Annotated in this window: 28 protein-coding genes; 8 read left to right on the top strand and 20 right to left on the bottom strand. The window is 70.6% G+C overall.

Annotated elements, in window-relative coordinates:
- Positions 1-195: 195 nt before the first annotated feature.
- Complete coding sequence (locus tag QE374_RS00675) at positions 196-723, top strand: M23 family metallopeptidase (protein ID WP_309731313.1); 528 nt, start codon at positions 196-198, stop codon at positions 721-723.
- 2 nt (positions 724-725) lie between these two features.
- Here QE374_RS00675 and QE374_RS00670 read toward each other — a convergent pair whose 3' ends face one another.
- The 11 genes from QE374_RS00670 to QE374_RS00620 form a co-directional block, all read right to left on the bottom strand.
- The gene (locus tag QE374_RS00670; RefSeq protein WP_309731312.1) at positions 726-1298 is read right to left on the bottom strand and encodes a hypothetical protein; all 573 of its coding nucleotides are present in this window, start codon (positions 1296-1298) and stop codon (positions 726-728) included.
- A 32-nt stretch (positions 1299-1330) separates the two neighbouring features.
- On the bottom strand, positions 1331-2233 hold the full coding sequence (locus tag QE374_RS00665; RefSeq protein ID WP_309731311.1) for a tyrosine recombinase XerC: 903 nt from the start codon (positions 2231-2233) through the stop codon (positions 1331-1333).
- Positions 2234-2249: 16 nt separating this feature from the next.
- Positions 2250-2951 (bottom strand): DNA-processing protein DprA, encoded by a 702-nt coding sequence (locus QE374_RS00660; RefSeq protein WP_309731309.1) that lies wholly within the window; start codon positions 2949-2951, stop codon positions 2250-2252.
- On the bottom strand, positions 2941-3411 hold the full coding sequence (locus QE374_RS00655) for a DNA-processing protein DprA (RefSeq protein WP_309731307.1): 471 nt from the start codon (positions 3409-3411) through the stop codon (positions 2941-2943). Before QE374_RS00655 ends, QE374_RS00660 begins: the two co-directional genes overlap by 11 nt.
- Positions 3408-4934 (bottom strand): YifB family Mg chelatase-like AAA ATPase, encoded by a 1527-nt coding sequence (locus tag QE374_RS00650; protein WP_309731305.1) that lies wholly within the window; start codon positions 4932-4934, stop codon positions 3408-3410. Before QE374_RS00650 ends, QE374_RS00655 begins: the two co-directional genes overlap by 4 nt.
- A complete protein-coding gene (locus QE374_RS00645) occupies positions 4931-5293 on the bottom strand; it encodes a YraN family protein (protein WP_309731303.1) in 363 nt (120 codons plus the stop codon). Before QE374_RS00645 ends, QE374_RS00650 begins: the two co-directional genes overlap by 4 nt.
- A 92-nt stretch (positions 5294-5385) precedes the next feature.
- A complete protein-coding gene (locus QE374_RS00640) occupies positions 5386-5709 on the bottom strand; it encodes a DUF2469 family protein (RefSeq protein ID WP_137417143.1) in 324 nt (107 codons plus the stop codon).
- 41 nt (positions 5710-5750) lie between these two features.
- Complete coding sequence (locus QE374_RS00635) at positions 5751-6410, bottom strand: ribonuclease HII (protein WP_309731301.1); 660 nt, start codon at positions 6408-6410, stop codon at positions 5751-5753.
- Positions 6407-7165 (bottom strand): signal peptidase I, encoded by a 759-nt coding sequence (gene lepB / locus QE374_RS00630; RefSeq protein ID WP_309731300.1) that lies wholly within the window; start codon positions 7163-7165, stop codon positions 6407-6409. Before lepB ends, QE374_RS00635 begins: the two co-directional genes overlap by 4 nt.
- 118 nt (positions 7166-7283) lie before the next feature.
- Positions 7284-7631, bottom strand: a complete 348-nt coding sequence (gene rplS / locus QE374_RS00625; protein ID WP_137417146.1) for a 50S ribosomal protein L19 — start codon at positions 7629-7631, stop codon at positions 7284-7286.
- 164 nt (positions 7632-7795) lie between these two features.
- Positions 7796-8293 carry an MFS transporter permease gene (locus QE374_RS00620; protein WP_309731299.1) on the bottom strand — a complete coding sequence of 166 codons (498 nt, stop codon included), beginning with the start codon at positions 8291-8293 and terminating at the stop codon, positions 7796-7798.
- A gap of 142 nt (positions 8294-8435) precedes the next feature.
- On the opposite strand from QE374_RS00620, the gene map reads away from it, so the two are divergent.
- The gene (gene map, locus QE374_RS00615) at positions 8436-9218 is read left to right on the top strand and encodes a type I methionyl aminopeptidase (protein ID WP_309731298.1); all 783 of its coding nucleotides are present in this window, start codon (positions 8436-8438) and stop codon (positions 9216-9218) included.
- A 7-nt stretch (positions 9219-9225) separates the two neighbouring features.
- Here map and trmD read toward each other — a convergent pair whose 3' ends face one another.
- Genes trmD through rpsP form a run of 4 tightly spaced genes read right to left on the bottom strand, consistent with a single transcriptional unit; the run spans position 9226 to position 11204 of the window.
- Entirely contained in the window at positions 9226-9915 is a 690-nt protein-coding gene (gene trmD / locus QE374_RS00610; RefSeq protein ID WP_309731297.1) for a tRNA (guanosine(37)-N1)-methyltransferase TrmD, read from the bottom strand.
- 1 nt (position 9916) lies between these two features.
- Positions 9917-10546: a ribosome maturation factor RimM gene (rimM, locus tag QE374_RS00605; protein WP_309731295.1), complete on the bottom strand. Its 630-nt coding sequence runs from the start codon at positions 10544-10546 to the stop codon at positions 9917-9919.
- Complete coding sequence (locus QE374_RS00600) at positions 10546-10776, bottom strand: RNA-binding protein (protein WP_137417151.1); 231 nt, start codon at positions 10774-10776, stop codon at positions 10546-10548. The genes rimM and QE374_RS00600 overlap by 1 nt, the downstream gene beginning before the upstream one ends.
- Positions 10777-10781: 5 nt before the next feature.
- A complete protein-coding gene (rpsP, locus tag QE374_RS00595; protein ID WP_309731294.1) occupies positions 10782-11204 on the bottom strand; it encodes a 30S ribosomal protein S16 in 423 nt (140 codons plus the stop codon).
- Between the two features lie 181 nt (positions 11205-11385).
- Between rpsP and QE374_RS00590 the strand changes: the two genes are divergently transcribed.
- Together QE374_RS00590 and QE374_RS00585 are read left to right on the top strand one after the other, a co-directional pair.
- Positions 11386-12546 carry a glutamate--cysteine ligase gene (locus QE374_RS00590; protein WP_309731293.1) on the top strand — a complete coding sequence of 387 codons (1161 nt, stop codon included), beginning with the start codon at positions 11386-11388 and terminating at the stop codon, positions 12544-12546.
- A gap of 41 nt (positions 12547-12587) precedes the next feature.
- Complete coding sequence (locus QE374_RS00585) at positions 12588-13319, top strand: SGNH/GDSL hydrolase family protein (RefSeq protein WP_309731291.1); 732 nt, start codon at positions 12588-12590, stop codon at positions 13317-13319.
- A gap of 7 nt (positions 13320-13326) precedes the next feature.
- Here the strand turns inward: QE374_RS00585 and ffh are convergent, their stop codons facing one another.
- The gene (ffh, locus tag QE374_RS00580; RefSeq protein WP_309731290.1) at positions 13327-14868 is read right to left on the bottom strand and encodes a signal recognition particle protein; all 1542 of its coding nucleotides are present in this window, start codon (positions 14866-14868) and stop codon (positions 13327-13329) included.
- Positions 14869-14880: 12 nt separating this feature from the next.
- Entirely contained in the window at positions 14881-15474 is a 594-nt protein-coding gene (locus tag QE374_RS00575; RefSeq protein ID WP_309731288.1) for a helix-turn-helix domain-containing protein, read from the bottom strand.
- Positions 15475-15611: 137 nt separating this feature from the next.
- On the opposite strand from QE374_RS00575, the gene QE374_RS00570 reads away from it, so the two are divergent.
- The 4 genes from QE374_RS00570 to QE374_RS00555 are packed head-to-tail and all read left to right on the top strand — an operon-like array spanning position 15612 to position 20587.
- Positions 15612-17252 carry an ABC transporter substrate-binding protein gene (locus QE374_RS00570; protein ID WP_309731287.1) on the top strand — a complete coding sequence of 547 codons (1641 nt, stop codon included), beginning with the start codon at positions 15612-15614 and terminating at the stop codon, positions 17250-17252.
- A 7-nt stretch (positions 17253-17259) separates the two neighbouring features.
- The gene (locus tag QE374_RS00565; protein WP_309731286.1) at positions 17260-18246 is read left to right on the top strand and encodes an ABC transporter permease; all 987 of its coding nucleotides are present in this window, start codon (positions 17260-17262) and stop codon (positions 18244-18246) included.
- On the top strand, positions 18243-19094 hold the full coding sequence (locus tag QE374_RS00560; RefSeq protein WP_309731285.1) for an ABC transporter permease: 852 nt from the start codon (positions 18243-18245) through the stop codon (positions 19092-19094). Before QE374_RS00565 ends, QE374_RS00560 begins: the two co-directional genes overlap by 4 nt.
- Positions 19091-20587 (top strand): ABC transporter ATP-binding protein, encoded by a 1497-nt coding sequence (locus tag QE374_RS00555; protein WP_309731284.1) that lies wholly within the window; start codon positions 19091-19093, stop codon positions 20585-20587. Before QE374_RS00560 ends, QE374_RS00555 begins: the two co-directional genes overlap by 4 nt.
- 2 nt (positions 20588-20589) lie before the next feature.
- Here QE374_RS00555 and QE374_RS00550 read toward each other — a convergent pair whose 3' ends face one another.
- From QE374_RS00550 to smc, 3 genes are read right to left on the bottom strand one after another with little or no spacing between them, the layout of a single operon-like run.
- Positions 20590-21090, bottom strand: coding sequence for a DUF2004 domain-containing protein (locus tag QE374_RS00550; protein WP_309731283.1), 501 nt, complete (start codon positions 21088-21090; stop codon positions 20590-20592).
- 49 nt (positions 21091-21139) lie between these two features.
- Positions 21140-22012, bottom strand: a complete 873-nt coding sequence (gene ftsY, locus QE374_RS00545; protein WP_234075294.1) for a signal recognition particle-docking protein FtsY — start codon at positions 22010-22012, stop codon at positions 21140-21142.
- A gap of 23 nt (positions 22013-22035) precedes the next feature.
- Positions 22036-25548, bottom strand: coding sequence for a chromosome segregation protein SMC (smc, locus tag QE374_RS00540; protein ID WP_309731282.1), 3513 nt, complete (start codon positions 25546-25548; stop codon positions 22036-22038).
- Positions 25549-25898 lie beyond the last annotated feature (350 nt).

The raw sequence follows: 25898 nt of genomic DNA, 5'->3' as shown, positions 1-25898 counted from the left end.
TGTGCCGCGGGTGTGGCCGCTTTGGGCACGCGGAGTCACCTCGACATGCGAGGTGCGCCTCAAGTGTATCAGCCACCGACCCGCACCGCGGTGCACCCGAAGGACATCTCCTCCCCCGTTCTCCCACCCCGGCGAACCATCCCCACGAGCGTCTCCGCGACCCACGCACCTCGCGTTGCCGGGCACGGTGAGGGCATGTCCGTCCTCACCCGCATCCGCCGCGCCGTCGCCGTCGCCATCGCCCTGCTCGTCCTCACGACCCCGTCCGCCGTGGCGACATGGTCACCGGACACCTCGGCCGACGCATCCGCTGCGGATGCGGAGCACTCGTGGACGTGGCCGGTGCTCGGCCGCGTGGTCGAGGCCTATCGGCAGCCCGCGCACGAGTACGCGGCCGGCCATCGCGGGATCGACATCGATGCCGGCACCGACACCGTCGTCGCCCCCGATGACGGTGTGATCCTGTTCGCGGGGGTCGTCGTCGACCGCCCCGTCGTCACCATCGACCATGGCGAGGGCCTGGTGAGCACGCTCGAGCCCGTCACCACCTCCCTGCCGACGGGCACGAGGGTGGCCGCCGGCGACGTCGTGGGCACGCTCGCCGACGGCGGGCACGCCGCCCGCGGCGCTCTCCACCTCGGCGCTCGGCTCGACGGCGTGTACATCAACCCGCTGCTCCTGCTGGGCGGGGTACCCGGAGCCGTGCTGCTGCCGTGCTGCTGAGCTCAGCGACCGGTGACGGTGTTGCGCTGGCCGTTGTCGGTCACCGCACCCTGGCTGGCCGCGCGCACCGTGTTGTCGTTGCCCGACAAGATCAGCGCGCTGAAGCCCGCTGTCGTCAGGGAGTTGCGGTCGCCGTTGAGGGTCACCGTCGACAGTGTTCCCGCGTCGACGGTGTTGTCCTGTCCTCCCACGGAGAGGTCCGCGATGTCGGATGCGCGCAGGTCGTTGCGATCCCCCGAGAGCTGAACGACGCCGAGTGTCGCCTGCGTCGCATCCACACGCAGCGCCGTTCCGCCGATCATCACGCTCCCGCACTCGCCGGACAGCACGAAGTCCTGATCGGCGCCGGAGATCTCCGTCGTCCCACTGCCGCAGACGAGCCGACCGTCCACTCCGGGTGACGGCGCGGTCGGCGCGGGCGTGGTCGAACGGGCGGGGGCGGGCGACGACGGTCGCGCTGTGGTCGGCGGCTCCGGGAGGACGGTCTGTCGAGGGCCGGCGACGACGCCGCATCCGGTCAGTACCGCCGCCGCGGCGACGAGGATCGCGATCTGGCCCAGCCGGCGCGGTGTCATGCCCTCACGGTACGCGTCGTGCGCGGTCTGCGTCACGCCCGCGGATGGGCCTGCCGGTAGGTGGCCGCGAGTCGCTCGTGCGAGACGTGCGTGTAGATCTGCGTGGTGCCGAGGTTCGCATGCCCGAGCATCTCCTGCACGGCGCGCAGGTCGGCTCCGCCATCCAGCAGGTGCGTGGCGGCGGAGTGTCGCAGGGCGTGGGGTCCGGCAGCCCGTCCGATGACGGGGCCGACGGTGCGGGCGACGAGGTCGTACACGCTGCGTGGACCCAGAGCGCCGCCTCTCACCCCGAGGAAGAGGGCTTGCGCGTGCTGATCCCGGGCGCGGGCGGCGAGGACCGGTCGCGCGCGGACGAGATACGCGGCGACCGCCTCGTCCGCGGGCGCCCCGTAGGGAACCACTCGTTCCTTGTTGCCCTTTCCCGTCACCCGGACAGTGCGACGCTCGCGGTCGAGATCCCCGCTGCGCAGTGCGCACAGCTCCGACACGCGCAGAGCCGCGCCGTAGAGCAGTTCGAGCACGGCCCGGTCCCGCAACACGACGGGGTCACCGTCGGCGCTGTCCCTGGCCATGGCGCCGAGCATCTCGCCCAGCGCGGGCGCGCTCGCGACCGCCGGAAGCGTGCGACCGCGTTTGGGTGCGATGAGACGCAGGCTCGGGTCGGCCTGGATGATCCCCTGCTCGCGCGCCCAGCCGAAGAAGCCTCGGGCGGATGCGGTACGCCGGGCGATCGTCGCGCGGCTATCGCCGCGGTTCGTGGCCTGCCAGAGCCACTCGCGCAGCTCCTCCAGGTCCGCACTCTCGACCTCTTGGACCCCGGACAGCGCGGCGAAATCGCGCAGATCGGCCCCATACGCCCGCACGGTCGCCGGCGACAGGCGACGCACGTCCGCGAGGTGATCGCACCACGCCTCGATCGCAGCCACTAGCAACATGCAGCCAGCTTGCCAGTCACCGCCCCGCAGCGCGTCGCCACCCGCCGTCGATGCCCACGACCGATCCGTCCAAGAGCATGACGCCGAGGATGGCCTCGACCTCGGCGGTCGCGAGCCCCGATCGCGCCGCCAGCTCGGTCGCATCGCGCCCGACTCTCGTGCTCAGCGCGTCCCGCACGCGCGTCCGCTCATCCGTCCGCGCCCCGGGCACCGCGAGTGGCCGAGCCATCCCGAGGCCGGCTAGTTCCCGCGCCTCGGCCGCATCCGTCACGCAGACCGCGTCGTACTCGCGCAGGAGCCGGTGGCATCCGAGGGAGGCCGCACTGGTGACCGGTCCCGGCACGGCTCCCAGGGGGCGACCCAACGACGCCGCGTGCCCGGCCGTGTTCAACGACCCGCTCCGTGGCCCCGCCTCGACAACGATGGTCGCGAGCGAGAGTGCCGCGATGAGGCGGTTGCGCGCGAGGAATCGCCACTTGGTCGGCGCTGCCCCGCACGGCACTTCCGCGACCACCGCCCCTGTCGCGGCGATCCGCTCCAGCAGCTGCTCATGCCCGGCGGGGTAGGAGCGATCGCAGCCGCCGGCGAGGACGGCGACGGTGGACCCGGAGCGGGTGGCGAGTGCACTGCGATGCGCTGCACCGTCGATCCCGTAGGCGGCGCCCGAGATGACGGAGACGCCCGCGCCGGCCACTCCCGCAGCGAGCTCACCCGCCACGTGTTTCGCCGTAGGCGGTTGCCGCCCGTGCACCGACGAGCGCGATCGATGGCGCACGGAGCGCAGCGGGAGCGCCGCGGACCCACAGCGTGATCGGAGCGTGCTGCCCCAGGTCGTCGACCGCTTCGGGCCACTCGGGGTCCGTGGGGACGAGGATCGACACGCGCGAGCGCGCCGCCCGCTCGAGCGGGTCGCTCAGGAGGTCGTCGCGCAGTCGAGGACGCCAGCGTGCTGCCGCATCCGCCGCGGGGCGCGCTCCCGTCCCGGTGATCCGCTGGATCTCCGCCGCGTGCGCGGCGACGCGGAGCGCGGCCACGGCGGGCACGCGCGCCAGCAGCGCTCCCGCGATCGCATCGCCCGGTTCTGCGACACCGCTCCAGAAGACCCGGGCGGCCCGCTCCGGCGTGGCCCGCTCCCCCAGCAGAGGGAGCATGCGCTCGATCGCGGCGGCGACGTTCATGCCGCGATCCCCCGTTTCATGAAGAGCGCTCGGCCGATGTCCTCCGGGGTCGGAAGGGGACGCTGCGCGAGATCGGCCAACGTCCATGCCAACCGCAGCACGCGGTCGTACCCGCGCAAGGTCAGCTGGCCGCGTTCGAGCGCGGCATCCAGCGGCGCCCGCACGGCGGCGGGCGGCGCCGTGGGTCCTTCGCGCAGCCAACGGCCGGGAACATCGACGTTTCGCCGCCAGGGCGTCCGCGCCAACCGCTCCGCGGTGCGCGCACGGGCAGCCGCGACGCGTCCGGCCGCTTCCGCTGTCGATACGCGCCCGACCGCGGCGTCGGCGCCCACCGCCACGACGCGGCGCATCGGCAGATCGATGTCCACGCGGTCCAGGAGCGGTCCCGACAGTCGACCCAGGTAGCGGCGGATCGCGGCCGGCGGGCACTCGCACGTCGCACCACGCACTCCGTAGTTGCCGCAGGGACAGGGATTGGTCGCGAGAACCAGCTGAAACCGTGCGGGGTAGCGCACGCTGACCCCGGAGCGGTGGATGTGGATGTCGCCACGCTCGAGCGGCTGTCGCAGGGCATCGAGCACGCTCGCGGGAAACTCCCCCGCCTCATCGAGGAACAACACCCCCTCGCTGGCGCGGGCGATCGCGCCGGGCCGGATCACGCGGGAGCCTCCGCCGACGAGCGCCGCGACGCTGGCCGTATGGTGCGGCGCCTCCAGCGGCGGGATGCGGGTGAGCGAGGTCACGGCCTCGCCGGACAGCGACCGGATCGATGCCACGGCGAGGGCCGCCTCGCGATCGAGCGGCGGCAGGATGCCCGGCAGGCGCCGCGCGAGCATCGTCTTGCCCGCCCCGGGCGGCCCGCTCATCAGCAGGTGATGCCCGCCCGCCGCGGCCACCACCAGCGCCTCGACCGCTTCGCGCTGACCTATGACGTCCGACAGGTCCAGCAGCTCCGGCTCCTCGTCCGCCGCCGCGGCGCGCATCGGCGGGGGCGCGTCGGGAACGACCACGTCCGCGCCGTGCCGGGCCGCGACCTCGGCCAATGTCGCCGCCGGCAGCACCTCGATGCCCGTCACGAGCTGGGCCTCCTCGCCGTTCGCGGCAGGAACGACGATCCGGCGACGCCCGGCACGCGCGGCGGCCACCACGGCGGGGAGCACGCCCGCGACGGGCCGCAGCCGGCCGTCCAGCCCCAGCTCGCCGATATGCACCGTACCGGCGACCGACGCCGCATCCAATCCGCCGTCTGCCGTCAGCGCGGCGATCGCGATCGCGACGTCGAACCCGGACCCGTGCTTGGGCAGGCTCGCCGGTGAGAGGTTGACCGTGAGACGGCGTCTGGGCAACGGAAGCCCGGAGTTCGCGCACGCGTTGTGCACGCGCTGCACAGCCTCGCCGAGCGCCCGATCACCCAGCCCGATGATGCGGAACTCGGGGGTCTGCTGGCTGACATCGGCTTCGACCTCGACGAGGGCGCCCTCGAGCCCGTTCAGCGCGATCGACCACGTCCGCGCGACGGTCATCGCACGTCTCGCAGATGCTCGACATGTCCGGTGCCCGCATCCATGCCCAGCACCGACACGGCGTCGATGCGCACGGCGCGACCTCGAGCCTCGTCGGGATGCGCCATGCACCAGGCCACCGCGAGTCGCCACAGCCGGGCGCGTTTGCGCGCGTCGATGGCTTCGAGCGGATGCCCGAAACGCTCGCTCGTGCGTGTCTTGACCTCGACGACGACGATCTCGCCGGCTTCCGCCGCGACGATGTCGATCTCACCCAGAGGACACCGCCAGTTGCGGTCGAGGATCCGGTACCCGCGCTCGGCCAGGAAGGATGCGGCACGGTTCTCACCGTCTCGCCCCAGGTCGTCTTTCGCTGCCATGCCCCCAGCGTGCCGACTCGAGGAGGTCGCCCCTCAGGCCGGATGCGTCGGCGGGGAGAACCCGCCGCGTCCCACGGGGTGAGGAGAGCCGCTCAGTTGTCGAGCGAGAGCTCCTCGGGAAGCTGGAAGTCACGGCGGGAGAGTTCCTCGACGTTCACGTCCTTGAACGTCAGCACGCGCACGGCCTTCACGAAGCGGTCGGCGCGGTAGATGTCCCACACCCACACGTCTGTCATCGAGATCTCGAAGTAGAAATCGTGCTCGGTGTCGCGACGCACGACATTGACGTCGTTGGCGAGGTAGAAGCGGCGTTCGGTCTCGATCACGTACTGGAACTGCGAGACGACGTCGCGGTACTCCCGGTAGAGAGCGAGCTCGAGTTCGCGGTCGTAGTCTTCGAAGACATCGTCATCCATGGTGCGTCCATTCTACGGCTGCGGTCCGGGTCGGCGCGGTCTCAGAAGAGTGTGGGCGCCGCGGCGATCTGCCAGGAGGCACGATGATGCGCGTGAAGCCCGTGCGCGGCGATGGCGGCACGGTGCTCAGGGCTCGCATAGCCCTTGTTGCGCTCCCACAGGTACGCGGGCGCATCCGGGTGCAGCGCGACCATGTGCGCGTCACGCGCGACCTTCGCGACCACGGACGCGGCCGCGGCGCTCGCGCAATCACGATCGCCCTTGATGACGGTGCGCACCTCGTACGGCGTCGCGCCGGCCGGCGAGATGTAGTCGTGGTTGCCGTCGAGCAGTACGACCGCATCCGTCATGTCCACGCCCTGCGCGCGGATCCCGTCGAGAGCGCGGTGCGCGGCGAGGCCGAGCGCCCGCGTGATCCCCACGGCGTCGATCTCTGCAGCCGAAGCCCAGCCCAGAGCGCTCGCATCGACCCACGCCGCGGCGGCTCGGGCCACATCCGCCCTCCGCGCCTCCGGAATGAGCTTCGAGTCACGCAGCCCCTCGGGGATCCGAACGCGGCGGGTCCGCGGCGCCATCACCGTCGCACCGATCACCACAGGGCCGGCGAGAGCGCCTCGTCCCACCTCGTCGCAGGCGACGACGACGCGCTGCTCTGCCCACAGGCGCCGTTCCAGGCGCAGCGTCGGTTGAACCGGGCTCACTGCCCCTCCGGCCGCGGGACGTCGGCGAATACCTCGTGATGGAAGTCGATGCCGCCGAAGCGGTCGAACGGCCAGGTGATCAGGAAGGCGCGTCCGACCACGTTGTCGATGGGGACGAACCCGCGACCGGGCTGATCCTGGTTGTACCGCGAGTCCTTGGACCGGTAGCGGTTGTCCCCCAGCACCCAGAGCGATCCCTCCGGCACCGTGATGTCGAAGTCGAGCGACGATGCGGGGGCGCCGGGATCGGGCAGCAGCAGATACGAGGACTCGTCGATCGGGGCACCGTTGACCGTGATCTGCCCCAGGTCGTTGCAGCACACGACGTGGTCCCCGGGCAGGCCGATGATGCGCTTGATGAGATGGTCGTCGCTGTCGGGCGCCGCGAGGCCGACGAGCGAGAGCACCCATTCGATGCCGTCGACGATCGGCCCCTGGCTCGGAGCGGACACCGACGAGCCGAGCCAGCCACCCGGGTCGCGGAACACGACCACGTCACCGCGCTCGTATCCTCCGAAACGCGGCGTCAGCTCATCGACGAGGATGCGGTCCTGCTCGATCAGCGTGTTCTCCATCGACGCCGACGGGATGTAGAACGAGCGCACCAGGAACGTCTTGACGAGGAACGACACGAGCAGCGCGATGAGGATGATGACCAGCACGTCGCGGAGGAAGATCAGCGCGCCGCGCCGCCGGCGGGGCCGGGATCGGCGGGGCAGCGATGCGTCGTCGACGGAGGGATTGTCGGTGCTCATGCAGTTCCTCGAGATACAGGCGGCACGAGCCGCACTCTAGCGTCGCACATCCGGACGCGGCCGCGGACACGACGAAGCCCCGACGCCGGAGCGGTCGGGGCTTCGTGAAAGAACGCGATCAGCGGTCGCGCTTCTCCTTGATCTTCGCCTTCTTGCCGCGGAGGTTGCGGAGGTAGTACAGCTTGGCGCGACGCACGTCACCACGCGTCACGACCTCGATCTTGTCGATGATCGGCGAGTGCACCGGGAAGATGCGCTCGACGCCGACCTGGAAGCTGATCTTGCGGACGTTGAAGGTCTCGCGCACGCCGTCGCCCTGGCGGCCGATGACGACGCCCTGGAAGACCTGGATGCGCGAGCGGTTGCCTTCGGTGATGTTGACGTGCACCTTGACGGTGTCGCCGGGACCGAAGTCGGGGATGTCGGAGCGGAGCGAAGCCGCGTCGACGGCGTCGAGGATCTGCATGAGGGATCTCTTCCTGCAACCGCCACAGGTCGGCTGCGAAACTTGTTCTTATGAAAGTTGAAGCGGTGCCCGCACCGCGCGGGATGCGCGGCTGTCTCCCCTGAGGCAGAGACCGGTCAGGGCACAAACAACCATTCTGCCATGCGCCGCCCGCGGCGCCAACTTCAGGCGTCGCGGTGCAGCGTCTCCTCGACGACGATGACCTCGTGCGCCGGCGCGGTCGCAGGCCGGGTCGGCCGCGTCGACGGGATGTAGGCGGTGCCGTCGCTCGTGTGCAGCACCGCCGCGCGCGGGCGTGCCTCGCGCCACAGCTGCCAGAGCTGCAGCCAGATGTTCGCCACACCCACCAGGACCGTGAGCACCATGACGGGCGCCCACCATTGCTGCACGAAGAGGCCGAGCGCGATCGTCAATGCGTGCCAGAGGCCGTAGCCGGCCACATCCCACCAGGACAGCGCGCGCTCAGCGCGAGCCGTCGGCCGCAGACGCGTCAGCAGCGTCAGCAGCAGCTGACCGAGGAACACCGAGGGGATGGCGATGAAGAGCACCCACAGCAGAGCCCAACCGCCCGCCCCCGTCACCGTCCAGCCGACGAAGAGCCAGAGCGGCAGCAGAAAGGCGGACGGCAGAAGCCAGTGGAAGCCGGCGCGACGAAGCCACATGACTGCATCGTACGCGGCCGTCCGGCGTGGGCGCCGGTCGTCGCCGACACTCGGGGCGGACGCCCAGCGGGACCCGGAGGTCGCGACCGCGACACACGATGCGGTCGCCGGGAGAGAATGGAGGAGAGAACGAGGGAGCACCATGATCGAACTGCGCACGCCTGCCGAGATCGAACAGATGAGACCGGCCGGACGTTTCGTCGCCGAAGTGCTGGCGACTCTGCGGGACGAGACGAAGGTCGGCACGAATCTGCTGACACTCGATCGCAGGGCGCACGACATGATCCGCAAGGCCGGCGCCGAGTCCTGCTACATCGACTACCACCCCTCCTTCGGCGCCAGCCCGTTCGGCAAAGTGATCTGCACCTCCATCAACGACGCCGTGCTGCACGGGCTCCCCTTCGACTACACGCTGCGCGACGGAGACCTCGTCTCCCTCGACTTCGCCGCATCCGTCGACGGCTGGGTCGCGGACTCCGCCGTCTCCTTCGTGGTCGGAGTGCCGCGCGACGAGGATCTGCGCCTGATCGAGACCACACGCGTCGCCTTGGACGCGGCGATCCAGGCGGCGACGGTCGGCAACCGGGTCGGCGACGTCTCGGCCGCGATCGCGGCCGTCTCGCACGATGCGGGGTACTCCATCAACACCGATTTCGGCGGACACGGCGTGGGCCGCGTCATGCACGGCGACCCGCACGTCCCGAACGACGGCAAGCCTGGCCGCGGCTACCCGCTGCGCGCAGGTCTCGTGGTCGCGCTCGAGCCGTGGCTCCTGGAGACGACAGATCGCCTCGTGACCGACCCGGACGGCTGGACGCTGCGCAGCGCCGACGGCTCGCGCGGGGCGCACACCGAGCACACCGTGGCCGTCACGACCGACGGTCCCGTCGTCCTGACCGACCGCGCGTTCCTCGGCGTCGACTGATCCCGACTCAGTCGGCGAGCAGGTCGGGGCGCCGCTCGCGCGTGCGTTCCACCTGCTGTTCCCGGCGCCACTCGGCCACACGCCCGTGATGTCCGCTCAGGAGCACGTCGGGAACGACCAGTCCGCGCCATTCGGAGGGCTTCGTGTACGAGGGATACTCCAGCAGGCCGTCCTCGTGCGATTCCTCGACGAGGCTCTCGGGGTTGCCGACGACGCCGGGCACGAGACGCCCGACGGCCTCGATCATCGCCATCGACGCCACCTCGCCGCCGTTGAGCACATAGTCGCCGAGACTGGCGAGTCGCACCTCGCCGAGGGTGGCCGCGTAAGCGAACACCCGTTCGTCGATGCCCTCGTACCGGCCGCAGCCGAAGACGAGGTGGTCCTTGCCGCTCCACTCACGAGCCGTCGCCTGCACGAACCGTTCTCCCGCCGGCGACGGGAAGATGAACGTGGGGGCAGAGGCCGCCTCCCGTGCGATCGCATCGAGGGCGAGACCCCAGGGCTCGGGCTTCATGACCATGCCCGCTCCCCCGCCATAGGGGGTGTCATCGACCGTGCGGTGCCGGTCGGTCGTGAAATCGCGAAGATTGTGGACGCGGACGTCCAGGAGCCCGTTGCCACGGGCCTTGCCGAGGAGAGAGACCTCGAGGACGTCGAAGAACTCGGGGAAGATCGTGATGACGTCGATGCGCACGTCAGTCCTCGCGGGTCTCGGCCGTTTCGTCATCACCGGTGGGGTCGTCGTCGGCGGGAAGCTCCTCGAAGAGCCCCGCGGGCGGCGTCACGACCACGCGCCCTGCGGCGGGGTCGACCTCGGGCACGATCGCCTTGACGAACGGCACCAGCACTTCGCTCTCGCCCACGGCGACCGCGAGCAGATCCTGTGCCGGAAGGTGGTCGACACGGGCGACTCGCCCCACGACGACACCGTCGCGAACGACGTCGAGACCGACGAGCTGGTGGTCGAACCAGGCGTCCTCTTCGTCAGGCGTGCTCTGCTCGTCCTGGTCGATCCAGAGGATGGCGCGCACGAGGGACTCGGCGGCGTCACGGTCGTCGACGCCCTCGAAGAACGCCACGGGGTGCGTGTTCATCCAGCGGAACTCGCGGACGGTGACGGTCTTGCCGAACCACGGCGACGAATCGGGGACCTGGAGGGTGAACTCCGCCCCTGGCACGAACCGGCCGTCGGGATCGTCCGTGTACAGCTCGAGCTTGAGAGCGCCCTTGAGGCCGTGGGCCTTGACGAGGCGGCCGACGCGAAGCTGGGTCTTGCCGGGGCGCGGCGCGGACGCGCGCGCTCCGTCGGCGGATGCGGCCGCCATCAGTCGTCGGCGACGTCGACGCGCACGCGGCTGCCGTCGGCGAGGGCGGTGACCACGGTCCGCAGAGATTTGGCGGTGCGACCGCCGCGCCCGATCACGCGACCCCGGTCATCGGGGTGGACGTGCACCTCGAGCACATCGCCTCGCGGCGACGTGGACGAGACGATGCGCACGGCGTCGGGGTTGTCGACGATCCCCTTGACGACGTGTTCGAGCGCGGCAGCCAGCACGATGATTACGCCTCGGTGCTCTCAGCAGCCTCGTCGGCAGCCTCGGCCTCGGCGGGAGCAGACTCCTCGGCCTTCTTCTCAGCCTTGGGCTTGATGACCGACTTCTTGGCCGCGTCGACCTCGAAGGGAGCCTTGCCCTCTGCGTACTTGACGGTGCTCACAGCGTCCTTGTCGCCCTTGAAGCGACCCCAGTCGCCCGTGAGCTTGAGGATGGCGAGGACCTGCTCGGTCGGCTGCGCGCCGACGCCGAGCCAGTACTGCGCGCGCTCGGAGTCGACCTTGATGACCGAGGGCTCCTCGGTCGGGTGGTACTGACCGATCTCCTCGATCACGCGACCGTCGCGCTTGGTGCGCGAGTCGGCGACGACGATGCGGTAGTAGGGCGCACGGATCTTTCCGAGACGCTTGAGACGGATCTTGACAGCCACGATTCTCCTGAATGTGTGGAAGGTGGTCGAACTGGTCGCCTGGAGCGTGGGGTGCACACCCGGCGGAAGCTCTGTGGTTCGGACCCGGCCGGATAGAGGGTCGGGCGGGGTCCAGCTGTCTATTTTGCCAGATGATGACGCGGCTCGCGAACCAGCGCGCGCCGCGTGTCAGACTGAGCCGGTGACCGTCCCCTTCGCCCCGTCGCGCCGCTCGACCGTCGGCCTCGAGTGGGAGCTGATGCTCGCGGACGGGCGCACGGGCGATCTGGTCCCCCGCGGGCCGGAGATCATCGACGAGCTCGAGGAGTCGGTCGCCCCCGAACGGTTCGCGGTCACCGGCGAGCTTCTCACGAACACGATCGAGGTCACCAGCGGGGTCGGCGACACGGTCGAGGCAGCCGTCGACGACATCGCGGATGCGATCGCGGCCGTGCGCACCGCGACGGATCCGCGCGGCGTGGAGCTGCTGTGTGCAGGAAGCCACCCCTTCGCACAGTGGTATGACCAGGAGGTCACCGACAAGACCCGCTACCACTCCCTCATCGAGCGCACCCAGTGGTGGGGGCGCAACATGATGATCTGGGGCATCCACGTGCACATCGGCGTCGACGACGTCACGAAGGTCTTCCCCATCATCAACGCCCTGTCCACCTACCTGCCCCACCTGCAGGCTCTTTCCGCATCCAGTCCGTTCTGGGCGGGCGAGCGCACCGGGTACGCCTCCAATCGCGCGCTCGTCTTCCAGCAGTTGCCGACGGCGGGTCTGCCCTGGGGTCTGGGCGACTGGGCAGAGTACGAGTCCTATCTCGACGACATGATGCGCACCGAAGTCATGGCGGATGCGACAGAGGTGCGCTGGGACATCCGCCCCGCTCCACGGTGGGGAACCATCGAAGTGCGCGCATGCGACGGGATGTCGACCCTGCCCGAGCTCGCCGCGGTCGCCGCCCTCACACAGACACTCGTCGAGGACTTCTCGCGCCGGCTCGACGCCGGCGAGGAACTGCCCGCGCTCCAGCCGTGGTTCGTGCGCGAGAACAAGTGGCGCGCCGCGCGGTACGGCCTGGACGCACGGGTCATCGTGGATCGCTCCGGACGCCAGGAACCCGTGGTCGAGCATCTGGAGGAGACGCTCGAGCGTGTCGGCGACATCGCCGTCGAGCTCAAGTGCGCCCAGGAGCTGGAGGGCGTCCGCACCACGCTCGCGCAAGGAGCCAGCTACGCGCGCCAACTCGCGGTCGCGGATGCGTCGGGCGGTGACCTGCGCCAGGTGGTGCAGCACCTCATCCGCGAGTTCCGCGCCGGCCCCGAGCGCCGGGCGCCGCTGGCCGCCCGCGGCTGAACCTGTACCGCACTCATAAACTCGCTGCCTACGGTGTGCACGTGATCGTCCGCCGCCGCCACCGGCTCCGCGCAGCCGCCTGGGCCGCCGTCGGCGTCGTGGCGTTGACGATGGCCGGGTGCGCCGCTGAACCCGCGCATGGGTCGAGCAGCGCTCCGCATCCGGCGTCGCCCGCTCCGAAGCCCGCTCCGACGCGCACCCCGACGGTCGCCTCGGACGCCGTCATCGTCACGATCGGCGACTCCATCATGTCGGGATACGGCCTCGACCCCGACGAAGCCTGGCCCGTACTGCTGGGCGAGCAGACGCACCTCGACATCGTCAACCTCTCGTGCGGCGGCGCGGGCTTCGTCGTCGACGGCGACTGCGGCACGAACTTCTCCGCGCTCGCGCAGGAGGCCATCGGCCTCGACCCCGCCATGGTCATCCTGCAGTCATCGGACAACGACGCGGACGAGGACGTCGACGACATCGACTCGGCGACGCGCGCGACGGTCGAGGAGCTGCACGAGGCGCTCCCCTCGACGCGGATCGTCGGGCTCAGCACGCTGTGGAACCAGCCGTGGGAGGCGCCGCAGTCGATCGCGTGGAGCTCCGACGCGCTGCGTTCAGCGGTGGAGGCCGCCGACGGCACGTTCGTCTGGCTCGGCCAGCCCCTGCAGGAGAATCCCGAGCTGCTGCAGTGGGACAGCGAGCATCCGACCGCCGAGGGGCAGGAGTACCTTGCCCGTCACGTGCGCGCGGTGCTCGCGCACGCAGGCATCGTGCTCTGAGGCGCGCTCAGCCGCGGCCGAGAAGCTTCTGCAGCTCCGCGAGGTCGGCCTCGCTCGGCGCCTTTCCGCCACCACCGAGGCCGAAGCCCGACCCGGTCGGCTCCGCCGCCGGCAGGCCCGCATTCTCTGCGGCGCGCTTGGCGGGGTTGCCCGAGCGCGATCCCTTCGCCTTCTGCTGCTTGCCGCGCTTCGCGGAGGCCCCCGGGCGGCCCATCGATCCGACACCGGGCATGCTAGGCACACCACCGCGCGCGACCGTCTTCATCATCTTCGCGGCCTGGTCGAAACGCTGGACGAGCTGATTCACGTCGGTGACCGTCATGCCGGATCCGCGCGCGATGCGCAGGCGGCGCGAGCCGTTGAGGAGCTTGGGGTTGCGGCGCTCGGCCGGAGTCATCGAGCGGATGATCGCCTCGGTGCGGTCGATCTCGCGCTCGTCGAAGTTGTCGAGCTGCTGCTTCATCTGGCCCATGCCCGGGAGCATCCCGAGCATCTTCTTCATCGAGCCCATCTTCTTCATCTGCTGCAGCTGCTCGAGGAAGTCCTCGAGGGTGAACTGCTCCTTCGCCAGCTTCTCGGCGACCTTCATCGCCTCGGCCTCGTCGAAGGTCTGCTGCGCCTGCTCGATCAGGGTGAGGATGTCACCCAGATCGAGGATGCGGCTCGCCATGCGGTCCGGGTGGAAGGGCTCGAGGTCCTCGAGACCCTCACCGGTGGACGCGTAGATGATGGGTCGGCCCGTGACCGAGGCGACGGACAGGGCCGCACCGCCTCGCGCGTCGCCGTCGAGCTTGGAGAGGACGACGCCGGTGAAGTCCACGCCCTCCTGGAAGGCGGTCGCGGTGTTGACGGCATCCTGACCGATCATCGCGTCGATGACGAACAGGACTTCGTCGGGGTCGGTTGCCGTGCGGATGTCGGCGGCTTGCTTCATGAGCTCCGCGTCGACGCCCAGACGTCCGGCGGTGTCGATGATGACCGTGTCGTGCTGGTGACGACGGGCGTACTCGACCCCGTCTCGCGCGACACGCACGGGGTCGCCGACGCCGTTGCCCGGCTCGGGGGCATAGATCGCCGCTCCGGCGCGCTCGGCGACGACCTGCAGCTGGTTCACCGCGTTGGGACGCTGGAGGTCGGCGGCGATGAGGAGCGGCGTGTGACCGTCCTTCTCCAGCAGACGTGCCAGCTTCCCGGCGAAGGTCGTCTTTCCGGAGCCCTGCAGACCCGCGAGCATGATGACGGTGGGCGGCGTCTTGGCGAACTGCAGACGACGCTGCTCGCCGCCGAGGATCGCGACGAGTTCTTCGTTGACGATCTGCACGACCTGCTGCGCCGGGTTCAGCGCCCGGTTCACCTCGTCGCCGAGCGCCCGCTCGCGCACCTTGCCGGTGAACTCCTTCACCACGACCAGCGCGACGTCGGCGTCGAGCAGGGCGCGACGGATCTCGCGCACCGTCCCGTCGACGTCGGCGGGGCTGAGCTTCCCCTTCGTGCGCAGATTGCGGAAGGTCTCAGTGAGCCGGTCGGAGAGGGTGCCGAAAGTCGCCATGATGCGTCGATTTTACGCGAGCGCGGCGGCGGATGAGTCGCCGGACGCTCCGAAGCGTTCGCAGAGCGACAGCGCGTGCTGCACGAGTCCCTCCACAGACACCGACGCAGCGCCGCGCTCCGCCCACATCCACACCGCTCCGAGAACCCCCGCCCCGTAGGCCGCGGCGTGGATCTGTGCGAGCAGCGCGTCGCCGGTCGCATCGGTCAGACGGCGGGAGATCTCACGCTGGAGCAGCGCCAGCCGCTCCGCGCGCTGCCTCTCGAGCTCCTCGCCGAGCCCCATCGCGTCCGCGTTGGTGATCGCGAGCGCCAGTGTGTCGGGCGCGAGGTCGCGTCCGATGCGAGCAAGAGCGTCCGCGACGGGTACGCCCGCCGCCATGGCTGAGAATGCCGCCGCGAGCCGCGCATCGAAACCCGACCAGAGCACGTCGCTCTTCGCGCGGAAATAGTTGAAGAAGCTGGCGCGCGCGACCCCGGCACGGCGGGTGATGTCGCCGATCGAGGTCCCGTCGTACCCCTGCTCGAAGAACAGCTCGCACGCGGCTTCAGCGATCGTCTCGGGCGAGGTCGCCCGAGGCCGTCCCATGCGCGGCACGTCAGTCATCCGTGCAGCTTAGCCAGCGCCCGAACCCCGGATGCGGCCGCGCGACACCCGAGAACCGCGGTAGGCTGCATTCTTGGACCGGATACAGCAAGTCCGTCCGCACGCATCCGTGCGTCCCACTTCGCCGAAGGCTTCCCATGATCTCTGCATCTCTCCGCCCTCGTCGCGCCGTCGGCGCGGCCGCGGCCCTGGCCGCCGCCCTCGCCCTCACCGCGTGTGCGGCAGGCGGCACCGCTGACACCCCGCGCGACGGCGGAACCCTGGTCTACGCGACCGGCGACGCCGAGCCGACGTGCCTCGACCCCCACGTCGGCGGCAACTACCCGCAGGCGCTCATCTCGACGCAGTACCTGGAACCGCTCGTGGGCCGCGCGGCGGACGGGACGATCACGCCGTGGCTCGCCCAGTCCTGGCAGGTCAGCGACGACGGCCTGACGTGGGACTTCACCCTCCGCGACGGGTTGAGCTTCACCGACGGCACGCCCGTCGACGCGGCCGCGGTCAAGACCAACATCGAGCATCTGAAGGATCCCGACACGGCATCCAGCACGGGCTATCTGGCCGTCGCCAAGGTCACCGAGGTCGAGGTGGTGGACGCGACGCACGCCCGCTTCCATCTCTCCGCGCCCGACTCCGCCCTCCTGGAGTCGCTCAGCCAGCAGTGGACCGCGATCGAGTCCCCCGCCGGGATCGCCCGCGGGCAGGAGGAGAACTGCAAGGCACCCATCGGCACGGGCCCCTTCGTCGTCGACTCGTGGAAGCCCCAGGAATCGGTGCACCTCGTGCGCAACGAGGACTACGCCTCCCCCGGCCCCGAGGCCCAGCACGACGGCCCCGCGTACCTCGACGCGATCGAGTGGCGTTTCATCCCGGATGCCGCGACGCGACAAGCCGCACTGCTGTCGGGCGAGGTGCAGGTCATCGACAACCCTCAGCCGGATGCGATCGTCGCTGCGGAGAGCTCGACCGACACGACCCACATCGACGCCCCCCGGCCCGGATCGGTGAACCGCATCGAGCTGAACACCGCTCAGGCCCCCTTCGACGACATCCGCGTCCGGGAGGCCTTCGTCCGAGTCGCTGATCCGGACCCCGGCATCACGGCGCTCTACCAGGGCACGGTCACGCGCTCCTTCTCGCCGCTCGCGAGCACGGAGCCCGCAGCCATCAGCGACGAGTCGCTGTTCACGACCGACACGGCGCGCGCCGAAGAGCTGCTCGACGAGGCGGGCTGGACCGAGCGCGATGCGGACGGCGTCCGGATGAAGGACGGAGCGCGCCTGAGCGTGCGCTTCCCGGTGAGCACCAATCAGTCGGTGGCGGCCGAGCAGTCGCTCTTCGAGCAGATCCAGGCGAACGCCGGCGCCGCGGGCTTCGACGTCCAGATCACGCCGTTGGACCTGTCGGGCTGGTACGCCGCGCTCGGCGCGAAGGAGTACGAAGCGGTGAGCGCGCCGTACACGAAGGTGGGACCCGACGTCCTGCGCATCCTGTACGACTCCGACGGCATCGTTCCCGCGCCCAGCGGCTACTTCGCCAACCACGCGCAGCTGTCAGATCCGAAACTGGACGCGCTTCTCGATCAGGCATCGGCCGCATCCGATGAGCAGCAGCGCGCCGATCTGTACGCCCAGGCGCAGCACATCATCCTCGACAGCTACGCCATCCTCCCTCTCTACGACCAGCAGAACCACTTCCTGGTGCGCGGCGCGAGCGGGGTCACGACGCTCGGAACGGTGGCGACACCGACCTTCATCGACGCGCGCCTGAACGGCTGAGCGCTCGGTGCGGGTGCTTCGCTGGGTGGCGGCGCGCGTCGGATCGGCGCTGCTGGTGGTGTGGCTGGTCGCCACCGTGGTGTTCTTCGCGCTGCGCGCCTCCGGCGACCCGCTCGAGGCGATCCTCGGCGGCCCGGGATCCCAGGCGGGGCAAGACACCGTGGCGGCGGCCACCCGCACCTACGCGCTCGATCAGCCGCTGATCGTCCAGTACCTGCTGCAGCTGGGGCGCATCGCGACCCTGCAGCTGGGCGATTCCTACGCCAGAAAGCAGCCCGTCGGCGAGCTCATCGCCGCGCAGCTGCCCTCCACCCTCCTGCTCGCAACCCTCGCCCTTGTGCTCGCGTGGCTGCTGGCGTTGATCGGGGCGGTCATCGTGACGGTGGTGCGCGGGCGGGCGGCGCGGGTCGTGTCCACGGTCCTGCGCTCCGTCGAGACGGTCGCCACCGTGATGCCCCAGTTCTGGCTGGGGGCGGTGCTGATCCTGCTGTTCGCAGCGACCTGGCGCGTCCTGCCCGCGACGAGCCTCGGCGCCGACCCCGCCGGCCTCGTGCTCCCGGTCGTCACGCTCGCCGTTCCGATCGCCGGCTTCCTCGCGCAGGTCATGCGCGACTCGCTCGCCAGCGCCGACGCCGCACCCTTCGCGACGACGGCTCGCAGCCGAGGCGCCTCCGAGGTGCGGGTGCTGCTGCGGCACACGCTGCGGCACGCTGCGCTTCCCGCGCTCGCGCTCTCCGGCTGGGCGTACGGCAGCCTCCTCTCCGGTGCCGTCGTGGTCGAGGCGCTCTTCGCTCGCCCCGGTCTCGGACGCCTGCTCATCGACGCGGCCACCGCCCGCGACGTCCCGCTCGTGATCGGCGCCGTCGTCGTGGTCGCTCTCATCTACATCGTCGTGGTCACGCTGACGGATGCGGCGGAGCTCCTCGTCGATCCCCGCCTGCGCGGCCGTCGCCCCCGGTCGCTGCGTGCTGTGACCGTGGCGGTCGGCGCATGAGCATCGCGACCTCGACGAACGCCCGGGCAGGCGCCGTCAGAGCGTTCGTCTGGGCGTGGGGTGCGGCAGGCATCGCGGCACTGATCGGCCTCGGCGTGTTGATCGTGGCGATCGTCTGGCCCGGCCTCCTGGCCCCGGGCGATCCGCTCGCGATCGCCCCGGCCGAGGCATTGCGCCCGCCCAGCCCTTCGCACCTGTTCGGGACGGACGAGTCGGGACGCGATCTGTACACGCGCGTCGTGCACGGGGCCGCCGCATCCGCAGGTGTCGGCGCCGCCGCGACCGCGATCGGCGTGGGTGTGGGCCTCGTGCTGGGCTTCACCGCCGGCCTCGGACCGCGGTGGCTGGATGCGGCGCTGTCGCGGATCATCGAAGTGCTCTTCGCGCTCCCGACGCTCGTCATGGCCCTCCTGCTCGTGGCGGTGGCGGGCCCGGGGACCACGGCCTCGGTGGTGGCGATCGGGCTGGCGACGACACCGGGTTACGCACGGATGCTGCGCACGCAGGTGCGGCAGGTCGCGCGCAGCGGATACGTCGAGTACGCCCGCCTCGAACAGGCCGGGGCGGCTCGCATCTTTCTTCGGCACGTCGCGCCCAACGCACTCTGGCCGCTCGTCTCGGTCGCCACCCTCGGTGTGGGCCAGGCGATCGTCTGGGTCTCCGCGCTCAGCTTCCTCGGGCTCGGTGCGCTTCCGCCCTCGCCGGAATGGGGGGCGATGCTCAACGCCGGGCGCGTCTACATCGCCAGCGCCTGGTGGCTCACGGTCTTTCCCGGACTCGCGATCGTCGCCACCGCCGCCGTACTGACGGCGGTCGGGCGGCGCCTGGCCGGCGGAGTGCACGCATGAGCGGGCTGCACGTGCGGGGATTGCGGGTCGCCCTCCCCGGCGCCGGCGACGTCCTGCAGGACATCGACCTCGACGTCGACCCGGGCGAGATCGTCGCGATCGTCGGATCCTCCGGCGCCGGCAAGTCCGTGCTGGCACGCACGCTCCTCGGCTTCACGCAGGAGCAGAGCGGGGCCTCGGTGTCCGCAGCGCGGTTCGACGTCGCGGGGCGCGATGCGAGGCGCGCGGGACGGCGCGACTGGCGACGGATGCGGGGGCGCGACGTCGCGCTCGTGCTGCAGGACGCCCTCCAATCCCTCGACCCGCTCCGGACGATTCAGGCGGAGGTCGCGGAGACACTCGCGCTACGCGGGGTCCCGCACTCCCTCCGACGCGAGCGCGTCGTGACGGCTCTCGCCGACGCAGGACTCCCGGAGCCCGCGGCACTGCTGTCCCGTCGCTCGGGCGAGCTCTCCGGCGGGATGCGGCAGCGCGCCCTCATCGCCTCGGCGATGGCGGGCGGTGCGGACATCCTCATCGCCGACGAGCCGACGACGGCGCTCGACGCCACCGTGGCGGTGCACGTGCTGGATCTCCTCGCCCGCCTCCGCGACGAGGGTCGAGCGGTCCTTCTGATCAGTCACGACCTCGCAGCCGTCGCCCGCGTGTCCGACCGAGTGGCCGTTCTGGAACACGGCGTCGTGGTGGAGAAGGGACCGACGGCTCAGGTGCTGTCCGCACCGCGCCACGAGGCGACACGTGCACTGCTCGCCGCAGCGCCACGTGGTCCGAAGTCGGTCGCCGCGCGGCCGGGGGGCCGCATGCTGCTGAGTGCGGAGGGCCTGGGGCGTGCCTATCGCTCGGTCGCTGCACTCTCGGACGTCGACCTCCGCATCCATGCGGGCGAGGTCGTGGGCGTGGTCGGCGCGTCCGGGTCGGGAAAGACGACCCTGGCCCGGCTGCTGGTGGGCGCAGAGCATCCGGACACCGGCACGATCGCGCTCGGAACGCCCGCACCGCGCATCCGCCTCGTCCCGCAGGACCCCGCGGGCAGCTTCGACCCTCGCTGGAGCGTGGAGCGCATCCTGACGGCCTCGTCCTCTGCCACCTCGCCCCCTCCTCGACAGCTCCTCGAACGGGTGGGGCTGGACCCCGCGCTGCTGCATCGACGTCCGGCGACGTTGTCCGGCGGACAGCGTCAGCGCGTCGCCATCGCACGCACCCTCGCCGCCTCCCCCGACATCCTGGTGTGCGACGAGCCCGTCTCCGCACTGGACGTCGCGACGCAGGCCGGCATCCTCGAGCTCATCCTCACTCTGCCGGCGACGGTGGGGACCGCCGTCGTCTTCATCTCGCACGACCTCGCAGTCGTGCGACGCGTCAGCGATCGCGTGCTCGTGATGTCGGCCGGCCGCGTCGTCGAGGAAGGGGCGACAGAAGCGGTGTTCACCGGCGCACGGCATCCGTTCACCCGCGAGCTGATCGCGGCGGCGTCCAGCGCGCCGCAGGCGTGAGCTCAGTCGGCGCTGGTGACCGAGAGCACTGCCCCGTCGGAGTCGAGGTTCACCAGAAGGACGTCATCGGTCGCGTCGGCGTCCAGCGCGTACTCGAGGACGGCGAACGGATCCGAACCGCCGTGCTCGTCGGCGAGGATCGTCATGCTGGTCAGCTGAAGCGAACGGATGACGTCGACGTGGACGTCGCCGGAGATGTCCACGAGGAGATCGGTGATGTCCTCGCCGAAGGTGTCCTGCTGCTGCAGGATGTACTCCGTCACCTCGCTGGTGCGGTCGTCGAGCTCACCGATCATGGCGTTGCGGGCCAGCAGATCGAGCTGCTCGAGCGATGAGATGAGGGAGGCGGCGACGTCGAGGGCCGCGACCGAGACGTCCTCCTGGTCGGGAGCCGTCAGATCGACCGTCACGCTCTGGTCGCCGAACTCGACGTTCTCGGACCAGAAGATGGACCCGTCCGGTCCGGATTCCAGAAGTCCGAAGAAATCGTGCTCGATCGCCATGAGTCAATGAAACCAGCCCGACCCGCCAGGCGGTAGTCCGGCGCGCGGCTCAGGAGACGAGCTGCTCGACGAAGACGTGGGGCGTGAATCCGGTGAGGTCGCCGATGCCCTCGCCCTGACCCAGCAGCTTGACCGGGATGCCGGTGCGCTCCTGCACGGCCAGCACGAATCCACCCTTGGCCGAGCCGTCGAGCTTGGTGAGCACGAGCCCCGTGACACCTGCCTGCTCCAGGAACGCCTCGGCCTGCATGAGGCCGTTCTGGCCCGTCGTCGCGTCGAGCACGAGCAGCACCTCGCTGATGGGGGCCTGCTTCTCGATGACGCGTTTGATCTTGCCGAGCTCGTCCATGAGACCGCCCTTGGTGTGCAGGCGTCCAGCGGTGTCGACGAGGACGATCTCGGTACCCGTCTCGATCGCGTGGGCCACGGTCTGGAAGGCGACGGATGCCGGATCCTGCCCCTCCTGCTGGGGGCGCACGATGGATGCTCCCCCACGCTCGGCCCACGTCGCCAGCTGGTCGACGGCGGCGGCGCGGAAGGTGTCGGCAGCGCCGACGACGACCGAACGGTCGTAGCGGCGCAGGAAGTTCGCGAACTTGCCGATGGTGGTCGTCTTGCCCACGCCGTTGACACCGACGACGAGCACGACGGCCGGACGCTCGGTGAGCCGGAGCGTGGAGTCGAACTTCGCGAAGTGCTCCTCGAGGGTCTCGCGCAGCATGCGCTGGAGATCCTTCGGGTCGGTGGTGCGGTACCGATCGACCTTCTCGCGCAGCTCGTCGATGAGACGCTCGGTCACATCGGGACCGAAGTCGGCCGTGAGCAGAGCCGTCTCGAGGTCCTCCCACGTGCTCTCGTCGATGACGGGCTTGACGAACATCCCTCGCAGGGCACGCCCCAGCGACCACGATCTCTCGGCCATGCCACCAGCCTACGCGGCCGGGCTCACGCGGATTCGCGCTCGCGCACCCGCTGGCCCACGACGGCCGAGACGCCGTCCTGACGCATGGAGACGCCGTAGAGCGCATCGGCGATCTCCATCGTCCGTTTCTGGTGCGTGATGACGATCAGCTGGCTGGACGCGCGCAGCTGCTCGAACACCGTCAGCAGGCGACCGAGATTCGCGTCGTCGAGCGCCGCTTCGACCTCGTCGAGGATGTAGAAGGGACTGGGCCGCGCCCTGAAGATCGCCACCAGCAGCGCGACCGCTGCGAGCGAGCGCTCCCCGCCGGAGAGCAGGGACAACCGCTCGACCTTCTTGCCGACGGGCCGCACCGAGACGTCGATTCCGGTCGTGAGCGGGTTGTCGGGATCCGTCAGGGCGATGCTGCCGGTGCCGCCGGGGAACAGGAGCGGGAACACCTCGGTGAAGGCCACGCGGGTGTCCTCGAAAGCCTCGAGGAAGATCGACCGCATCCGCTCGTCGAGCTCCTCGATGATGGTGAGCAGGTCCTTGCGCGTCTGCGTCAGATCAGCGAGCTGCTCCGTGAGGAACGTGTGGCGCTGTTCGAGGGCTGCGAACTCCTCGAGCGCGAGCGGGTTGACGCGGCCGAGCTGGGCGAGCTTGCGCTCGGCTTCTTGGAGACGCTTGCGTTGCTGGCTGCGATCGAACGGGACCAGGGGCTGATCGCCGTCCTCGCTCGGCTCGGCCGAGTCGTCGGGGATGAGCTGATCCGGGCCATATTCCGCTATGAGAATGTTCTCGTCCAGACCGAGCTCGCTCTGCACCCTCTCACGCAGCGAGCCGACGTGGAGCTTCTTCTCGTGGATGCGCAGCTCGAGTCCGTGCACGCTCTCCGTGAGTCCGCTCAACCGCTCGCGCAGCGCAGCCTCCTCGCGTCGCGCCTCGGACAGTTCTGCCGTCACGGCCGTGCGCGCAGACTCCGCCGCGGCGAGTTCCACGCGTGCCTGCGACACCGAGCGGTCGACCGAGTCCAGCAGCGCCGGTAGTTGAGCGGCGACGGATGCCGCGATGTCGCGCTGACGCCGTCGGATCACCGCGCGGCGCGCCGCCTCCTCCGCAGCCGCACGTTCGCGTTCACGTTGGCGCTCCAGCTGAGCGATGCGCGCCTCGCCCGCGCGAATGCGCTCGCGAAGAGTCTCCACATCCAAACGGGCGCGCATCTCGCCGTCGCGCGCGGCGTCGAGCGCGGCGAGCATGCCGTCGCGGGCCGACGCGTCCAGGATCGGGCGCGGCGCCTCCTGCGCGGACGCCAACCGGTCCGCGGCGACACGCGCCGAGTCCTCGGCCTCGGCGACCGCCGCCTGTGCCTGGCGCAGCGTCTGTGTGAGCCGCTCGCACTCCGCCGCAGCGGCTTCGTGCCGGACCGTCGCCCGGTTGACCTTCTCAGCGTGCGCCGCGAGTGCGGCGTCGTGGGAGCGCAGCGCGTCGAGGGTGTGCTTGGTGCGGGCGCGCGCCTCCTGGAGCGCGCGCGTCTGATCGGAGAGAGCTTCGCGGAGGGAGTCGGCGACGACCTGGAGCTCGCCGAGTCGCTCCGCGGCCGAATCACGCTCGGCCGCGAGCTCGAGCCGGGAGCGCCCCTGGCCGCTGCCCGCGCGCACCGAGAAGCGCGTGACGATCTCGCCCGTGCGCGTCACGACCGTGAGCTCGGGAGCCGAGGCGAGAACACCCTGCGCGGCAGGGAGGTCCGCGGCGATTACGACCCGCGCGAGAAGGCCAGCGACGCCCGCCGGGGCGGTCATGACGTCGGTTGCCCGCACCGCGCCCTCGATGTCGGGGATGTCGGCCGGAGCGGCCGACACCTCCGCGATCACGATGTCGACGACGCCGAAGTCTCCGCCGCGGGCGACAGCGGCCGCATCCAGCGCATCCGCCTCGCTGTCCACCAGCACGCCCTCGGCGACCGCACCCAGGGCGGCGGCGATGGCGGCTTCGTAGCCGGAGGTCACCTGAACGGCATCGCCCACGAGCCCGCGGACTCCGTCACCGCCGGCCGCGATGAGCTCGGATGCACCGGTGCGCACGTCGAGCGCACGTCCCAGGGTCTTCACCTGCGCGGAGAGCGCGTCGACCTCGCGCTCGGTGGCGTGGAGACGCTCCCGGATGCCGGCCACTTCCGTTTCGGCATCGGCAGCGTGCCGCTGTGCCTGTTCGTAGGCTGCGGCGTGCTCTGCCGACGACGTCTCGGGCACCAGGTCCGGGTCGGCGCCGGCGAGTTCCTCCTCCGCCTCGGCTCGGCGGGCGAGGGCCGCGTCCAGCGCCTTCTGCTGCCGCTCGACGGCGGCACGCACCGCTGCGAGGGCCGACTCCGCGGCCTCCGCCGTCCCGCGCAGCGCCGTGAGCCGCATGTCATGTTCGGAGACGAGAGCACTCTGGGCCGCGATGTCGGCGTCGAGGGCGTCGAGCTCGGCGCGCGCACGGGTCACGTCGCGCGCCGCGGCCGCGGCCGCGTCCTCAGCCTCGCCGACACCGGTCGTGATCGTGTCGAGCTCTTCGCGAGCCTCGTCGATCGCGGCCTGCGAAACCGTGGGTGCCGGCGCCAGCGAGTCCTCGTCCTCGGAGAGCAGGCTCAGCCGTTGCCCCGCGAGCGTGTACAGGCCGCGCAGTCGCTCCTGCACCTGTTCGAGTCCGAAGGCGACACGGCGCGCCGCGTCCACCGCTTCGGAGCGTTCCTGCGTCTCGAGGGCTGTGACACGAGCCTTGACGTGATCGGCACGATCCTGCAGGAGGGTTCGCTCCGCTCGGCGATCCTGTTCGTTGCGCGCGAAGTCGGCGAGGTCGGCCTGCAGGGCGACCAGCTCATCCGCGAGCAACCGAGCCCGCGCATCGCGGACGACGGCGGCGATCGTCGCCGCCTCACGTGCGATGTCGGCCTGGCGTCCGAGGGGTTTGAGTTGACGGCGCAGCTCGCCGGCGAGGTCGCTGAGGCGGGTGAGGTTCGCCTCCATGGCCTCGAGCTTGCGGAGGGTCTTCTCCTTGCGCCGACGGTGCTTCAGGATGCCGGCTGCTTCCTCGATGAAGCCGCGGCGGTCCTCGGGGCTCGCCTGCAGCACGGTGTCGAGGCGTCCCTGCCCGACGATGACATGCATCTCCCGGCCGAGTCCGGAGTCGCTGAGCAGCTCCTGCACATCGAGGAGCCGACAGGACTGGCCGTTGATCGCGTACTCGCTGGCGCCGTTGCGGAACAGCGTTCTGCTGATCGTCACCTCGGCGTACTCGATCGGCAGCGCCCCGTCGGCGTTGTCGATCGTGAGCTGCACCTCGGCGCGGCCGAGCGGCCCGCGGGTGGACGTGCCGGCGAAGATGACGTCCTCCATCTTGCCGCCGCGGAGGGTCTTCGCGCCTTGCTCGCCCATGACCCACGCGAGGGCGTCGACGACGTTGGACTTGCCGGATCCGTTGGGCCCCACGATGGCCGTCACACCGGGCTCCAGGGCGAAGGTCGTGGGCTGCGCGAACGACTTGAACCCTTTGAGCGTCACGCTCTTCAGGTGCATGCGGGACCTCCGGTCGTCGGGCTTCTCACGACGTTACCGGAGCGGTCCTCTCCCGCCCGGCAGCGACGCAGGCGGAGAGCGCGACACGCCCGGGATGTTGACAGCTCTCTCTCAGACACGCTAGCGTCCTGATCTGCCAACCGACGTTGAGAAAGGAGATCGCAAGATGACTCGTCTGCTTGTCACCACCGCGCCGAACACGTGCGCCGTCGATGCGATCCGCTCCGTCGGTGTGTTCCAGAACGGTCGCACTCACACCGCTCGTTGACCCTCGCCGGGGATCAGTCTGCCCATCACCGGGCAGGCCTCCGCGCGGAGTCGACCGCACGCTGAGCCGTTCGTTCCTCCGC

Source organism: Microbacterium sp. SORGH_AS_0428 (assembly GCF_031453615.1).
GTDB lineage: Bacteria > Actinomycetota > Actinomycetes > Actinomycetales > Microbacteriaceae > Microbacterium.
Note: the sequence above shows the minus strand (reverse complement) of the source record. Positions and strands in the feature narration are given on the sequence as shown.

Coding starts and splice junctions, on each gene's coding strand:
- QE374_RS00675 (WP_309731313.1), top strand. CDS start 196: ATGTCCGTCCTCACCCGCATCCGCCGCGCCGTCGCCGTCGCCATCGCC.
- QE374_RS00670 (WP_309731312.1), bottom strand. CDS start 1,298: ATGACACCGCGCCGGCTGGGCCAGATCGCGATCCTCGTCGCCGCGGCG.
- QE374_RS00665 (WP_309731311.1), bottom strand. CDS start 2,233: ATGTTGCTAGTGGCTGCGATCGAGGCGTGGTGCGATCACCTCGCGGAC.
- QE374_RS00655 (WP_309731307.1), bottom strand. CDS start 3,411: ATGAACGTCGCCGCCGCGATCGAGCGCATGCTCCCTCTGCTGGGGGAG.
- QE374_RS00650 (WP_309731305.1), bottom strand. CDS start 4,934: ATGACCGTCGCGCGGACGTGGTCGATCGCGCTGAACGGGCTCGAGGGC.
- QE374_RS00645 (WP_309731303.1), bottom strand. CDS start 5,293: ATGGCAGCGAAAGACGACCTGGGGCGAGACGGTGAGAACCGTGCCGCA.
- QE374_RS00640 (WP_137417143.1), bottom strand. CDS start 5,709: ATGGATGACGATGTCTTCGAAGACTACGACCGCGAACTCGAGCTCGCT.
- lepB (WP_309731300.1), bottom strand. CDS start 7,165: ATGAGCACCGACAATCCCTCCGTCGACGACGCATCGCTGCCCCGCCGA.
- rplS (WP_137417146.1), bottom strand. CDS start 7,631: ATGCAGATCCTCGACGCCGTCGACGCGGCTTCGCTCCGCTCCGACATC.
- QE374_RS00620 (WP_309731299.1), bottom strand. CDS start 8,293: ATGTGGCTTCGTCGCGCCGGCTTCCACTGGCTTCTGCCGTCCGCCTTT.
- map (WP_309731298.1), top strand. CDS start 8,436: ATGATCGAACTGCGCACGCCTGCCGAGATCGAACAGATGAGACCGGCC.
- rimM (WP_309731295.1), bottom strand. CDS start 10,546: ATGGCGGCCGCATCCGCCGACGGAGCGCGCGCGTCCGCGCCGCGCCCC.
- ffh (WP_309731290.1), bottom strand. CDS start 14,868: ATGGCGACTTTCGGCACCCTCTCCGACCGGCTCACTGAGACCTTCCGC.
- QE374_RS00575 (WP_309731288.1), bottom strand. CDS start 15,474: ATGACTGACGTGCCGCGCATGGGACGGCCTCGGGCGACCTCGCCCGAG.
- QE374_RS00570 (WP_309731287.1), top strand. CDS start 15,612: ATGATCTCTGCATCTCTCCGCCCTCGTCGCGCCGTCGGCGCGGCCGCG.
- QE374_RS00560 (WP_309731285.1), top strand. CDS start 18,243: ATGAGCATCGCGACCTCGACGAACGCCCGGGCAGGCGCCGTCAGAGCG.
- QE374_RS00555 (WP_309731284.1), top strand. CDS start 19,091: ATGAGCGGGCTGCACGTGCGGGGATTGCGGGTCGCCCTCCCCGGCGCC.
- QE374_RS00550 (WP_309731283.1), bottom strand. CDS start 21,090: ATGGCGATCGAGCACGATTTCTTCGGACTTCTGGAATCCGGACCGGAC.
- ftsY (WP_234075294.1), bottom strand. CDS start 22,012: ATGGCCGAGAGATCGTGGTCGCTGGGGCGTGCCCTGCGAGGGATGTTC.
- smc (WP_309731282.1), bottom strand. CDS start 25,548: ATGCACCTGAAGAGCGTGACGCTCAAAGGGTTCAAGTCGTTCGCGCAG.